At 70.7% G+C, this 13,489-nt stretch carries 15 protein-coding genes; 14 read left to right on the top strand and 1 reads right to left on the bottom strand.

Annotated elements, in window-relative coordinates:
• The first annotated feature begins 35 nt into the window (after window positions 1-35).
• From TOK_RS27050 to TOK_RS27000, 11 genes are all read left to right on the top strand, one after another.
• Window positions 36-443 (top strand): ATP synthase subunit I, encoded by a 408-nt coding sequence (locus tag TOK_RS27050; protein ID WP_141566568.1) that lies wholly within the window; start codon window positions 36-38, stop codon window positions 441-443.
• Window positions 440-1,174, top strand: coding sequence for a F0F1 ATP synthase subunit A (atpB, locus tag TOK_RS27045; protein WP_098960764.1), 735 nt, complete (start codon window positions 440-442; stop codon window positions 1,172-1,174). The genes TOK_RS27050 and atpB overlap by 4 nt, the downstream gene beginning before the upstream one ends.
• 99 nt (window positions 1,175-1,273) lie before the next feature.
• Window positions 1,274-1,549 (top strand): ATP synthase F0 subunit C, encoded by a 276-nt coding sequence (atpE, locus tag TOK_RS27040; protein ID WP_098960763.1) that lies wholly within the window; start codon window positions 1,274-1,276, stop codon window positions 1,547-1,549.
• Window positions 1,550-1,556: 7 nt separating this feature from the next.
• Window positions 1,557-2,111 (top strand): F0F1 ATP synthase subunit B, encoded by a 555-nt coding sequence (locus tag TOK_RS27035; RefSeq protein WP_098960762.1) that lies wholly within the window; start codon window positions 1,557-1,559, stop codon window positions 2,109-2,111.
• Window positions 2,111-2,638 (top strand): F0F1 ATP synthase subunit B, encoded by a 528-nt coding sequence (gene atpF, locus TOK_RS27030; RefSeq protein ID WP_098960761.1) that lies wholly within the window; start codon window positions 2,111-2,113, stop codon window positions 2,636-2,638. The genes TOK_RS27035 and atpF overlap by 1 nt, the downstream gene beginning before the upstream one ends.
• Window positions 2,638-3,483: a F0F1 ATP synthase subunit delta gene (locus TOK_RS27025; protein WP_172457804.1), complete on the top strand. Its 846-nt coding sequence runs from the start codon at window positions 2,638-2,640 to the stop codon at window positions 3,481-3,483. Before atpF ends, TOK_RS27025 begins: the two co-directional genes overlap by 1 nt.
• Window positions 3,484-3,547: 64 nt before the next feature.
• A complete protein-coding gene (gene atpA / locus TOK_RS27020) occupies window positions 3,548-5,191 on the top strand; it encodes a F0F1 ATP synthase subunit alpha (RefSeq protein ID WP_098960760.1) in 1,644 nt (547 codons plus the stop codon).
• Window positions 5,192-5,204: 13 nt separating this feature from the next.
• On the top strand, window positions 5,205-6,212 hold the full coding sequence (locus TOK_RS27015; protein WP_098960759.1) for a F0F1 ATP synthase subunit gamma: 1,008 nt from the start codon (window positions 5,205-5,207) through the stop codon (window positions 6,210-6,212).
• The gene (gene atpD / locus TOK_RS27010) at window positions 6,212-7,645 is read left to right on the top strand and encodes a F0F1 ATP synthase subunit beta (RefSeq protein WP_098960758.1); all 1,434 of its coding nucleotides are present in this window, start codon (window positions 6,212-6,214) and stop codon (window positions 7,643-7,645) included. Before TOK_RS27015 ends, atpD begins: the two co-directional genes overlap by 1 nt.
• Before the next feature lie 19 nt (window positions 7,646-7,664).
• The gene (locus TOK_RS27005) at window positions 7,665-8,045 is read left to right on the top strand and encodes a F0F1 ATP synthase subunit epsilon (protein ID WP_098960757.1); all 381 of its coding nucleotides are present in this window, start codon (window positions 7,665-7,667) and stop codon (window positions 8,043-8,045) included.
• Between the two features lie 21 nt (window positions 8,046-8,066).
• Window positions 8,067-8,522, top strand: coding sequence for a DUF2550 domain-containing protein (locus tag TOK_RS27000; protein WP_098960756.1), 456 nt, complete (start codon window positions 8,067-8,069; stop codon window positions 8,520-8,522).
• A 7-nt stretch (window positions 8,523-8,529) separates the two neighbouring features.
• On the opposite strand, the gene TOK_RS26995 is transcribed toward TOK_RS27000, so the two are convergent.
• Complete coding sequence (locus tag TOK_RS26995; RefSeq protein ID WP_098960755.1) at window positions 8,530-9,120, bottom strand: cob(I)yrinic acid a,c-diamide adenosyltransferase; 591 nt, start codon at window positions 9,118-9,120, stop codon at window positions 8,530-8,532.
• 103 nt (window positions 9,121-9,223) lie between these two features.
• Here TOK_RS26995 and murA point away from each other — a divergent pair, with 103 nt between their 5' ends.
• The 3 genes from murA (at window position 9,224) to TOK_RS26980 (ending at window position 13,488) form a co-directional block, all read left to right on the top strand.
• Entirely contained in the window at window positions 9,224-10,492 is a 1,269-nt protein-coding gene (gene murA, locus TOK_RS26990; RefSeq protein WP_098960754.1) for a UDP-N-acetylglucosamine 1-carboxyvinyltransferase, read from the top strand.
• A 76-nt stretch (window positions 10,493-10,568) separates the two neighbouring features.
• On the top strand, window positions 10,569-11,396 hold the full coding sequence (locus TOK_RS26985; RefSeq protein ID WP_098960753.1) for a DUF1206 domain-containing protein: 828 nt from the start codon (window positions 10,569-10,571) through the stop codon (window positions 11,394-11,396).
• Window positions 11,397-11,496: 100 nt separating this feature from the next.
• Window positions 11,497-13,488, top strand: a complete 1,992-nt coding sequence (locus TOK_RS26980) for a protein meaA (RefSeq protein WP_098960752.1) — start codon at window positions 11,497-11,499, stop codon at window positions 13,486-13,488.
• The last annotated feature ends 1 nt before the right edge of the window (window position 13,489 follow it).

Here is a 13,489-nt window from a genome sequence, read left to right as displayed (position 1 = left end):
CAACCGGTGACCGAGCGAGACGGGGTGAGACACCCATGATGACTGCAGTCCCGGGCTATGTGCCCCCTGTCAGCCGGGCCACGTTCAGGCGCACCGCCATCGCGGGTGTCGCACTGGCGATCGTCGTCGTCGCGGTCTGCGTACCCCTGGGGTACGGGCTGTTCGCACTCTTCGGGTGCGTGGGTATCGCACTCGGGATCATCAACTCCGCCTTCGCGGTGGGGTCGGTCGTGCGGTTCTCGCACGGCAGCTCGGCGCCGTCGCGGGCCAAGTTCTCCGGCGGCGTGCTCCTTCGCCTCGCCGTCATCACCGTCGTCGCCTTCGGCTGCGCGCTCCTGGTGCGTCCCTACGGGATCGCCGTGTTCGGGGGGCTCGCGGTCTTCCAGCTGCTGGCGACGGTGAGCTCGATCCTGCCGTTGATCAAGGAGATCCGACAGAAATGAACGTTGAGGTCCTCGCGGCCGAGGGCGAGATCAAGCCCGGTGAGCACTGGACGGGGTCGCTTTTCGGCCTGACCGTGAACCTCGACACGATCGTCGGCACGCTCATCGCCGCGATCATCGTGTGTGGAGCGGGCTACTACATGGCCCGGCGCGCGACGAAGGGCCGGCCGTCGGGGCTGCAGATCGCCTTCGAGGCGCTCACGGGGTGGGTGCAGGGCCAGATCCGCGACGGCATGGGCCTGCGGGCGCCGCGCGGCGTCGTCGGCCTGTGCGTGACGCTGTTCGCCTTCATCCTCATCTGCAACTGGCTCGCAGCGCTGCCGTCCGAGCACTGGATCCCGCCGCCCACCTCCGACGTCAACCTCGTCTACCCGATGGCGCTGCTGGTCATCATCTGGGTCAACGTGGCGGGCATCCGGGCCAAGGGTGCGGGCAACTACTTCGGCCACTTCACCAAGCCCTACGCGTTCCTGGCGCCGATCGAGTTCATCACCCAGTACTTCTCGCGTCCGCTGTCGCTCGCGCTGCGGCTCTTCGGCAACATCTTCGCCGGCGGGATCATGGTCGCGGTCATCGGTCTCATGCCGGCCTACGTGCTGTGGGCCCCCGAGGCCGCTTGGAAGCTGTTCGACATGTTCATCGGCGCCATCCAGGCGCTGATCTTCACCCTGCTGACCCTCATCTACTTCACGGAGGCCGTCGGCAGCGAGGCCGACGAGCACGCGCACTAGCGCGCTTCGTCCCGTACCGAGCACAACCCACAACCTGCCCCGACGCACGACTCGCGCCGCGTGACGGCGCGGTACGAGAGAGCACGAGGAGAGTCAGTCATGAGCATTTCCTACCTGGCCCAGGAAGCCGCCGCCGGCGGGTCGAGCACGCTCGGCCTCGCGATGATCGGTGGTGGCATCGCCCTCGCCGGTGGCGCCATCGGCGCGGCGATCGGCGACGGTCTCGCCGGCGCCTCGGTCATCCAGGGTGTCGCCCGCCAGCCCGAGGCCGCCGGCCGCCTGAACACGACCATGTTCCTGATCATCGGTCTGGTCGAGGGCATGTACTTCATCAACCTGGCGTTCATGGCGCTGTTCGTCTTCGTCCTGGCGTGATCACGCCATGACGACCGAGGTGCTGGCGCAGGCAGGTGGCGAGACCACCAACTTCCTGCTGCCCAACTTCACGATCGTCGTCGAGATCGTGATCTTCCTCCTCGTCCTGTTCTTCTTCTACCGGTTCGTCGTCCCGCCGCTGACCACGGCGATGCGGGAGCGCGACGAGATGGTGCGCAAGCAGGTCGAGGAGCGCGACAAGGCCGTGCGCACGCTGCACGAGGCCGAGGAGCGGTACTCGACGTCGCTCGCCGAGGCGCGCGCCGAGGCGACGACGATCCGCGACGAGGCCCGGGCCGACGCCCAGAAGATCCGCGACGGCATGCGTGCCGAGACCGACCGCGAGGTCGCGCGGCTGCGTGAGCAGGGTGAGGCCGAGCTGGCCGCCCAGCGCGCGGAGACCGCTCGTTCCCTGCGCACCGAGATCGGCGGCCTGTCCACCGGTCTGGCGTCGCGTGTGCTGGGCCGTCCGATCGACGACGGGCGCCACCGCGCGACCGTCGACAGCTTCCTGGCCGAGCTCGAACAGGGGCAGGCCAAGGACGCCGAGGGAGTCCGCTGATGGTGATCATCGCTCAGCTCGTCGCCTTCGCCCTCGTCCTGTTCGTGTTGTGGCGCTTCGTGCTCCCGCTGATCAAGAAGATGGTCGCGGACCGCCAGAACACGATCCAGCAGCAGGTGGACGACGCCGAAGAGGCGACGCAGAAGCTGAACGAGGCCCAGGCCAAGCTCGACTCGGCCGTCGAGGAGGCCCGCCAGGAGGCGGCCCGCATCCGCGACGACGCCCGTGCCGACGCCACCCGCATCCACGAGGAGCTGGTGGCGCAGGCCGAGCAGGAGGTCGAGCGGACCAAGGTCCGCGGCGTGGAGCAGCTCGCGGCGCAGCGCGACCAGGTGGTCCGGCAGATGCGTGCCGAGCTGGGCTCGCAGTCGTTCGGCCTGGCCGAGAAGCTGGTCGTCGAGTCGCTGTCCGACGAGGGCGCGCGCCGCGCGTCGATCGACGACTTCCTCGACGACATCGACCGCCTGGTGGCCGACCGTGCCGGGCAACCGGCCGGCGAGCACGCGGGCGCAGGGGGAGGAGCCTGATGGCCGAGTCGACGCTCGAGTCGACGCTGCAGTCGGCCAGCCGTGAGGCGCTGGCCGACGCGGTCCGCAGGCTCGACACCCACGTCGACGCGTCGGCGGGTCCCGACCTCGCGGTGCTGGGCGACGACCTGTTCAGCGTCCAGCGGCTGCTGCAGTCCGAGACGACGCTGCGCCGCCACCTGGCGGACCCGTCGGTCCCGGCCGAGTCCCGGACCGAGCTGGCCCGCCGGCTGTTCGACGGCAAGGTCGGCGCCACGGCGCTCGACCTCGTCAGCAACCTGGTGGCGTCGCGCTGGTCGCGCTCGATCGACCTCGTCGAGGCGCTCGAGGCGCTGGCCCGCCGCGCGGTGCTCGGTGTGGCGGAGAAGGACGGCACCCTCGACGAGGTCGAGGACCAGCTGTTCCGCTTCGGCCGCGTCCTGGACCGTGAGCCCCGGCTGTCGGCGCTCCTCGTCGATCGCACCACGCCCGCCGACAAGCGGGCCGCTCTGCTCGCGGAGCTGCTGCGCGGCAAGGCCTCCGCGGTCACCACCACGCTGCTGGAGCAGGCAGTGCGGTCGCCGCGGGTGCTCGCGCTGGACCTGGTCGCCGGTCAGCTCGCCGAGCTGGCCGCGGCCCGTCGCGACCGCTACGTCGCGCACGTGCGGTCGGCGGTCGCCCTGAGCGAGCAGCAGGAGCAGCGCCTGACCGAGTCGCTGGGCCGGCTGTACGGCCGCCCGATCTCGCTGCAGGTCGAGCACGATCCCGACGTCCTCGGCGGACTCGTCGTCCAGGTCGGCGGCGAGCTGATCGACGGCAGTGTGGCCGGCCGGCTGGCCGCCGCACGCCGCGGACTGCCGACCTGAGCAACGGCCGACACACCCCCACGCGACGCGCACTGCGCGACCGACAGAAGGAAAGACGAGAGCCATGGCAGAGCTGACGATCTCCCCGGAGGAGATCCGGAGTGCGATCTCCAGCTACGTCTCGTCGCTGGAGAGCCAGACCTCCCGCGAGGAGGTGGGCACCGTCACCGACACCGGTGACGGCATCGCCCACGTCGAGGGCCTGCCCTCGGCGATGACCAACGAGCTGCTCGAGTTCGAGGGCGGCGTCCGTGGGGTTGCGCTCAACCTGGACCAGCGCGAGATCGGTGCGGTCATCCTGGGCGACTACGCCGGGATCGAGGAGGGCCAGCCGGTCCGCCGTACCAACAGCATCCTCTCGGTGCCGGTCGGTGACGCGTTCCTGGGCCGGGTCATCGACCCCCTGGGCGCCCCGATCGACGGTCTCGGCGACATCGAGGCCGAGACGGAGCGTGTCCTCGAGCTGCAGGCCGCCACGGTGGTCGAGCGGCAGTCCGTCAAGGAGCCGCTGCAGACCGGCATCAAGGCGATCGACGCCATGACGCCGATCGGCCGGGGTCAGCGCCAGCTGATCATCGGCGACCGCAAGACCGGCAAGACCGCGGTCTGCGTCGACACGATCATCAACCAGAAGAACAACTGGGCGAGCGGCGACCCGAGCAAGCAGGTCCGCTGCATCTATGTCGCGATCGGCCAGAAGGGCTCCACGATCGCCGGTGTCCGCCAGGCGCTGGAGGACTCTGGCGCCCTGGAGTACACGACGATCGTCGCCGCCCCCGCGTCGGACCCGGCCGGCTTCAAGTGGCTCGCGCCCTACACCGGCTCGGCGCTCGGCCAGCACTGGATGTACCAGGGCAAGCACGTCCTGATCGTGTTCGACGACCTGTCCAAGCAGGCCGAGGCCTACCGCGCGATCTCGCTGCTGCTGCGCCGCCCGCCGGGCCGTGAGGCCTACCCGGGCGACGTCTTCTACTTGCACTCGCGTCTCCTCGAGCGTTGTGCGAAGCTCTCCGACGAGCTGGGCGCCGGCTCGATGACCGGTCTGCCGATCATCGAGACCAAGGCCAACGACGTGTCGGCCTACATCCCGACGAACGTCATCTCGATCACCGACGGCCAGGTCTTCCTGGAGTCCGACCTGTTCAACCAGGGCGTCCGGCCGGCGATCAACGTCGGTATCTCGGTCTCCCGGGTCGGTGGCTCGGCGCAGGTCCGCGCGATGCGCACGGTCTCGGGCTCACTGCGGCTGGACCTGTCGCAGTACCGCGAGCTGGAGGCCTTCGCAGCGTTCGGCTCCGACCTCGACGACGCGTCGGCGCGCGCCCTCGGCCGTGGCGAGCGGCTGGTCGAGCTGCTCAAGCAGGGGCAGTACTCGCCGTTCTCGGTCGAGGACGAGGTCGTCGCGATCTGGCTGGGCACCTCGGGTCAGCTCGACTCCGTCCCGGTCCGCGACGTGGGCCGCTTCGAGAGCGAGTTCCTCGCCCACGTCCACCGCAACCACGAGGCGGCGTTCGACGACATCCGCGAGACCGGCAAGCTCAACGACGACAACGTCGAGCGGCTGCAGGGCATCGTCGACGACTTCAAGCGGGACTTCACGGCCGCCGACGGTTCGTCGGTCGTCCCCAAGGACGAGAAGGCACTCGACGAGGACGACGTCGAGCAGGAGACCGTGAAGGTCAACAAGCCGGCACCGGCTTCGAGCTGACGGGTAGGGACCGATGGCGGCACAGATCCGTGTGCTGCGGCGGCGGATCAGGTCGACGCAGTCCATCAAGAAGATCACGCGCGCGATGGAGCTCATCGCGACGTCGCGGATCGCGAAGGCCCGTGCGCGGGTCCAGCAGTCGCGGCCGTACGCCGAGCTGATGACCTCGGTCCTCAGCGAGCTGGCGTCGAACGCGGCGCTGGACCACCCGCTGCTGGTCGAGCGGCCGGAGGCCAAGCGGGCCGCGATCCTCGTGGTCACCAGTGACCGCGGGCAGTGCGGTGGTTACAACGCGAACGTCCTCAAGGAGGCGGAGCAGCTGCGCTCGCTCCTGCGCGAGCAGGGCAAGGAGCCGGTCCTCTACGTGATCGGCCGCAAGGGCGTCAGCTACTTCCGCTTCCGCAAGCAGGCGGTGCAGGAGTCCTGGACCGGCTTCTCGGAGCAGCCGGAGTACGTGCACGCGGCCGAGGTCGCCCGCACGCTCGTCGAGGCCTTCATGGTCGGCAGCGACGGGCGGACCGGTGGTGACGGTGAGGACGGCGTCCAGGGCGTCGACGAGCTGCACCTGGTCTACACGCAGTTCCGCAACATGGTCAGCCAGACGCCGCAGGCGCGGCGGATGGCGCCCATGGAGGTCGAGTACGTCGGCTCGGAGTCGGCGCTCGACGCGGACTCGGAGACCACGACCGGCGGGGCGAGCGGCGTGACCGCGGCCGAGGTCCGGGAGCAGTCGTCCGGGCCGAAGGCGCTCTACGAGTTCGAGCCCGACGCGGACGCGCTCTTCGACGCACTCATCCCGAAGTACGTGGGAGCGCGGCTGTTCGCCGCGCTGCTCGACTCGGCGGCATCGGAGTCGGCGAACCGGCAGCGGGCCATGAAGGCCGCGACCGACAACGCGAACGAACTCATCCGTACCCTGACGCTGGAAGCCAACCAGGCCCGTCAGGCACAGATCACCCAGGAGATCAGTGAGATCGTCGGTGGCGCCGACGCTCTCGTGACCGCAGGAAGTGAGAGCTGATGACCGCCACCGCCGACACGCCCACCCAGGTCAGGACAGGCCGGGTCGTCCGGGTCACGGGCCCGGTCGTCGACGTCGAGTTCCCGCGCAACCAGGTGCCGCCGCTGTACAACGCGCTCACCGTCCAGGTCGAGTTCGGTGACCTCGCGAAGACGCTGACCCTGGAGATCGCCCAGCACCTGGGCGACAACCTGGTCCGCACCATCTCGATGCAGCCGACCGACGGCCTGGTCCGCGGCCAGGAGGTCTCCGACCTCGGCCGCCCGATCTCGGTCCCCGTGGGCGACCAGGTCAAGGGCCACGTCTTCAATGCGCTCGGCGAGTGCCTCGACAAGCCCGACCTGGAGATCACCGGCGAGCTGTGGGGCATCCACCGCAAGGCGCCGGCGTTCGACCAGCTCGAGGGTCGCACCGAGATGCTGGAGACCGGCATCAAGGTCATCGACCTGCTCACCCCGTACGTCACGGGCGGCAAGATCGGCCTGTTCGGCGGCGCCGGCGTCGGCAAGACGGTGCTCATCCAGGAGATGATCACCCGTGTCGCCAAGAACTTCGGTGGCACCTCGGTGTTCGCCGGTGTCGGTGAGCGCACCCGTGAGGGCAACGACCTCATCACGGAGATGGCCGAGTCCGGCGTCATCAACGACACCGCGCTCGTCTTCGGTCAGATGGACGAGCCGCCCGGCACGCGTATGCGCGTCGCGCTGTCCGCCCTGACGATGGCGGAGTACTTCCGCGACGTCCAGAACCAGGACGTGCTGCTCTTCATCGACAACATCTTCCGGTTCACCCAGGCCGGCTCGGAGGTCTCCACGCTGCTCGGCCGTATGCCGAGCGCCGTCGGCTACCAGCCGACCCTGGCCGACGAGATGGGCGAGCTGCAGGAGCGGATCACCTCGACCCGTGGCCGGTCGATCACCTCGATGCAGGCGATCTACGTCCCCGCGGACGACTACACCGACCCGGCCCCGGCGACGACGTTCGCCCACCTGGACGCGACGACGGAGCTCTCCCGCCCCATCTCGCAGAAGGGCATCTACCCGGCGGTCGACCCGCTGACCTCGACCTCGCGGATCCTGGACCCGCAGTACATCGGCGACGAGCACTTCCGCGTCGCCAACGAGGTCAAGCGGATCCTGCAGCGCTACGCGGACCTGCAGGACATCATCGCGATCCTCGGTATCGACGAGCTCTCCGAAGAGGACAAGCAGCTCGTCGGCCGGGCCCGTCGCATCGAGCGGTTCCTGTCGCAGAACCTCCTGGTCGCCGAGCAGTTCACCGGCCAGCCGGGTTCGACGGTGCCGCTCAAGGAGACGATCGAGTCGTTCGACAAGATCGCCAAGGGCGAGTTCGACGACGTTCCCGAGCAGGCGTTCTTCCTCTGCGGTGGTCTCGAGGACCTCGAGAAGAACCGCAAGCGGCTGCAGGGCTGACGGGGCCGGAAAGGGCATCATGGCGGAGATGACGGTCGACCTCGTATCGGTCGAGCGGAAGATCTGGACGGGCAGCTCGACGTTCGTGCTGGCCCGGACCACGGTCGGCGAGATCGGCGTGCTGCCCGGCCACGAGCCGACCCTGGCTCAGCTGGAGGAGGCCGGCGTCGTGCGCATCGACGCGGCCGACGGCACGTCGACCACGGTCGCAGTGCACGGCGGCTTCCTGTCGGTCACGCCGGACCACGTGTCGATCCTCGCGGAGTTCGCAGAGCTCTCCGAGGAGATCGACGTGGACCGGGCACGATCGGCGCTCGACCGGGCCGACGCGTCGGAGGACTCCGGCGCCGCGGCCCGGGCCCGAGCCGAGGCACGGCTCAGGGCGGCCGGCGCGCAGTAGCACGGTAGCGGGACACACGCGGTGGGAACGGTTGCGATCGTCGTCGGGATCGTTCTGCTGTGTGCCTGCCTGCTGCTCGGCTGGTTCGCCGTGCGGCGGGTACGACTCATGCGGGGCGGTGGCGTGGACCTGTGTCTGCGCCGCCGCCCTGCTGCGTTCGACGGGCGGGACGACGTCGCGGGCTGGCACTTCGGGGTCGGCCGCTACCACGGCGACGAGTTCGCCTGGCACCGCCTGACCAGCGTCCGGCTCGGCCCGACGCTGCGGATGGACCGCGCCGACCTGCAGATCGTCGACCGGCGGCCGCCGCGGGCCGTCGAGACCTATGCGATCCCGACCGCGACGTCGGTACTGCGGCTGCGCACGCACGGCGAGGACCTGGAGCTGGCGATGGCCCCCGGCGTCCTGACGGGCTTCCTCGCGTGGCTGGAGGCAGCCCCGCCCGGACGGACGACGGGCTACCGCCAGGCCTCCTGAGGCAGGCTCAGGCCTCGTCGGAGGCGGCTTGGGGGCCTCCCGGCTGCCACAGCACGTCCCCGCCCGGGTTGGCGACGCGCCCGAGGATGAACAGCAGGTCCGACAGCCGGTTGAGGTAGCGGGCCGTCAGCGGGTTCGACCGCTGCGCGTCGACCTCCAGCAGCGCCCACACCGACCGCTCCGCGCGCCGGGTCACCGTCCGCGCGACGTGCAGGTACGCGGCGCCGGGGGTGCCACCGGGCAGGATGAACGACGCCAGCTTGGGCAGGCTCTCGTTGAACTCGTCGCACCAGCCCTCGAGGCGGTCGACGTAGGCGTCGGTGATGCGCAGCGGCGGGTACTCGGGGTTCTCGACGATCGGCGAGCACAGGTCGGCGCCGACGTCGAACAGGTCGTTCTGGATCTGGCGCAGCGGCGCGAGGACCGCCTCGTCGAGCCCGCCGACGGTGACGGCGACGCCGATCGCGGCGTTCGCCTCGTCGGTGTCGGCGTAGGCCGCGAGCCGCGGATCGGTCTTGTGCACGCGGCTGAAGTCGCCGAGCGCGGTCGTCCCGTCGTCACCGGTGCGGGTGTAGATCCTGGTCAGGTGCACGGCCATGGTCCGACGGTAGCCGTCCGCGGCGCCGCAGGACTGTGGCGGGGACGACACGCCCACGGGGTGGGGGCGGGGCAGGACGGGGGAGCAGATAGCGTCCTCGGCCGTGGCAGAGCATTTCGCGGTCCGTGGCGGCGCCCGTCTCGACGGCGCCGTCGATGTCGTCGGCGCCAAGAACAGCGTGCTCAAGCTGATGGCGGCGGCGCTGCTCGCCGAGGGCACCACGGTGCTGACCAACTGTCCGGAGATCCTCGACGTCCCGCTGATGGCCGACGTGCTGCGCAGCCTGGGCTGCACCGTGGTCGTCGACGGCGCGACGGTGACGATCGACGTGCCCGCCGACCCGGGTGCGCAGGCCGATTACCGCTCGGTGTCGAAGCTGCGCGCCTCGGTGTGCGTGCTCGGCCCGCTGGTGGCCCGCTGCCGCCGCGCCGTCGTCCCGCTGCCGGGCGGCGACGCGATCGGCTCGCGCCCGCTCGACATGCACCAGAGTGGCCTGCGCAAGCTGGGCGCCACCACCGAGATCGAGCACGGGCGCGTCGTCGCCCACGCCGAGGAGCTGCACGGCGCCCAGATCTGGCTCGACTTCCCCAGCGTCGGCGCCACCGAGAACATCCTCATGGCGGCCGTGCTCGCCGAGGGCACCACGATCATCGACAACGCCGCCCGCGAGCCCGAGATCGTCGACCTGTGCACGATGCTGCAGCGGATGGGCGCGAAGATCGACGGCGCGGGCTCGTCGACGCTGACGGTGCACGGGGTGACGAGCCTCGCCCCGGCCCACCACCGCGTCATCGGCGACCGGATCGTGGGCGCCACCTGGGCGTTCGCCGCCGCGATGACGGGTGGGCACGTCGACGTCCGCGGCGTCGATCCGCACCACCTGGAGCTCGTCCTCGACAAGCTGGGCTCGGCGGGCGCGCAGGTCGCGCCGCACGCCGACGGCTTCACGGTGACGATGGACGGCCGCGCCCGTGCCGTCGACTTCGTGACGCTGCCCTACCCGGGCTTCGCCACCGACCTGCAGCCGATGGCGATCGCCCTGTCCGCGGTCGCCGACGGCACGTCGATGATCACGGAGAACGTCTTCGAGGGCCGCTTCCGGTTCGTGGAGGAGATGGTCCGCCTCGGTGCCGACGCCCGCACCGACGGCCACCACGCCGTCGTCCGCGGCGTGCCGCGGCTCTCCAGCGCGCCGGTGTGGGCCAGCGACATCCGGGCGGGTGCCGGGCTCGTGCTCGCGGGCCTGTGTGCCGACGGCGAGACCGTGGTCTGGGACGTCGAGCACATCGACCGCGGTTACCCGCGGTTCGTCGAGAACCTGTCGGGGCTCGGCGCCGACATCGAACGGGTCACGGTTTCGGACGAGGGCTGAGCCGGACGGAGCAGTCCCGGTCGCGCGGCCGGACGGATCGTGCGAGGTTGCGGGCTCCCCACCCTGGAGGCCCGGTATGGCCGATGTGTCGAGTGCGGCGTCCGACGCCGCCGGAACGGTGCGCGACGCCGCGCAGAGCGAACCGGCGAAGGTGGCGGTGCGCGTCGGCATCCTCGCCTACGGCGTCACACACGTGCTGATCGCATGGCTCGCGCTGCAGCTCGCGTTCGGCGGGTCCGGGCAGAGCACCGACCAGGCGGGTGCGTTCCAGACGCTCGCGCAGGGCACTGTCGGCCGCATCCTGCTGTGGGTGCTGGCCGTCGGCTTCGTGGCGGTCGTGTTCTGGCGGGCCGGTGAGGCGGTGGCGGGGTTCTCCTACCAGCCGGACTCGAAGAAGCAGCTCGCGTCGCGGGTGGGCAGCGGCGCCAAGGCCGTCGTGTTCGCGTCGTTGACGGTGCTCGCGGTGCGGACGGCGCTGGGCGGGTCGTCGGGCGGCGGCGGGCAGCAGGCCGCGGCGGGTGTGCTGGGCTGGCCGGGCGGGCAGTGGATCGTCGGCATCGCGGGCCTCGTCGTCGTGGTGGTCGGCGTGGTGACCGCAGTGCGTGGCTGGAAGAAGTCGTTCACCGACGACATGGTGCTGCCCGCGGACAAGCGGGCGCGGGAGACCGCGGTGCGCAGCGGGCAGATCGGCACGATCGCGAAGGGGGCGGTGACGGCGCTGGTCGGCGTGCTGGTCGTCGTCGCGGCGGTGCGGTTCAAGCCGGAGGAGGCCAACGGTCTCGACGCCGCGCTGAAGACGCTGGCCGCCCAGCCGTACGGGTCGGTGCTGCTCGTCGTCGCGGCGCTGGGGCTGGCCTCGTTCGGGGTGTTCTGCGCGTTCGACGCCCGGTACCACCGGGTGTGAGCGAGTCGGACCTTCCCGGATCCCCGCCGCTCGCGTAGTTTCCCGACAGGTGCTGCGTGGTATCCCAACCGCGTTGGCAGTCCGATGGCGGAGGTGTCCGGTGCCGTACCCGACCGACCACGAGCGCGACCGCCCCTGGGTGATCCGCACCTACGCCGGGCACTCGTCGGCCGAGAAGTCCAACGAGCTCTACCGCCGCAACCTCGCCAAGGGGCAGACGGGCCTGTCGGTCGCGTTCGACCTGCCCACCCAGACCGGCTACGACCCCGACGACGAGCTCGCCAAGGGTGAGGTCGGCAAGGTCGGCGTGCCGGTCAGCCACATCGGCGACATGCGCACACTGTTCGACGGCATCCCGATGGCCGAGGCCAACACCTCGATGACCATCAACGCCCCCGCTATGTGGATGCTGGCGCTCTACGTCGCCGTCGCCGACGAGCACGACGCCCCGCGCGCCACCCTCGCAGGCACGACGCAGAACGACATCGTCAAGGAGTACCTCTCCCGCGGGACCTACGTGTTCCCGCCCGCGCCGAGCATGCGGCTCATCTCCGACACCATCGCCTGGTCCGTCGCGAACATCCCCAAGTGGAACCCGATCAACATCTGCAGCTACCACCTGCAGGAGGCCGGGGCCACACCCGCGCAGGAGCTCGCCTACGCGCTGTCGACAGCCATCGCCGTGCTCGACGCCGTCCGCGACTCCGGTCAGGTCCCGGCCGAGAAGTTCGGCGACGTCGTCGGGCGCATCTCGTTCTTCGTCAACGCCGGGCTGCGGTTCGTCGAGGAGATGTGCAAGCTGCGCGCGCTGGGCCGGCTGTGGGACGAGATCACTCTGGAGCGCTACGGCGTCGACAACCCCACGCAGCGACGGCTCCGCTACGGCGTGCAGGTCAACTCCCTCGGGCTCACCGAGGCCCAGCCGGAGAACAACGTCCAACGGATCGTGCTGGAGATGCTCGCGGTGACGCTGTCGCGCGACGCCCGGGCCCGCGCCATCCAGCTCCCCGCCTGGAACGAGGCGCTGGGCCTGCCGCGGCCCTGGGACCAGCAGTGGGCGCTGCGCATGCAGCAGGTGCTCGCGTACGAGACCGACCTGCTCGAGTACGAGGACATCTTCGACGGCAGCCGGGTCGTCGAGGCCAAGGTGACCGAGCTCGTCGAGTCCGCCCGCGCCGAGATCGACCGCGTCCAGGAGATGGGCGGGGCCGTCGCGGCGACCGAGTCCGGCTACATGAAGGGCGAGCTGGTCAGCGCGCTCGCCGAGCGGCGGCGGCGGATGGAGTCGGGCGAGGACGTCGTCGTCGGCGTCAACAGGTTCGACACCACCGAACCGAGCCCGCTGCAGGCCGAGGGCGCGGCGGCCATCGAGACCGTCGACCCCGCCACGGAGGCCGCCGCCGTCGAGGCGATCGTGGCCTGGCGCGCCCAGCGCGACCAGCCGGCCGTCGACGCCGCCCTCGACGCGCTGCGCGACGCCGCCAAGACCGATGCCAACCTCATGGACGCCTCCATCGCCTGTGCCAAGGCCGGGGTGACCACGGGGGAGTGGTCCGGTGCGCTGCGCGGCATCTTCGGCGAGTTCCGCGCCCCGACCGGGGTCTCGGCCGCGGTCGCGTCGGGCGAGGCCGCCTCCGAGATCGGCGAGGTCAGGGCCCGGGTGAAGGCCGCGGGCGAGGAGATCGGGGAGCGGCTGCGCATGCTCGTCGGCAAGCCGGGTCTCGACGGGCATTCCAACGGCGCCGAGCAGGTCGCCGTGCGCGCCCGCGACGTCGGCTTCGAGGTGATCTACCAGGGCATCCGGCTCACGCCGTCGGAGATCGTGGCCGCCGCGGTGCAGGAAGGCGTGCACGTCGTCGGGCTGTCGGTGCTGTCGGGCTCGCACCTGGAGGTCGTGCCCGCGGTGGTCGACGGGTTGCGCGCAGCGGGTGCCGACGACGTACCTGTCGTCGTCGGCGGCATCATCCCCGACGCCGACGCGAAGGCGTTGCGGGACAAGGGTGTTGCGGCCGTCTTCACGCCGAAGGACTACCGGCTGACCGAGATGATGGATGCGATCGTGACGCTGGTGCGCGAGGCCCACGGCCTCTGAA

This window comes from Pseudonocardia sp. N23, assembly GCF_002583555.1.
Classification (GTDB): domain Bacteria; phylum Actinomycetota; class Actinomycetes; order Mycobacteriales; family Pseudonocardiaceae; genus Pseudonocardia.
The sequence above is the reverse complement of the archived record's forward strand: the minus strand, read 5'-3'. Positions and strand labels throughout refer to the sequence as shown.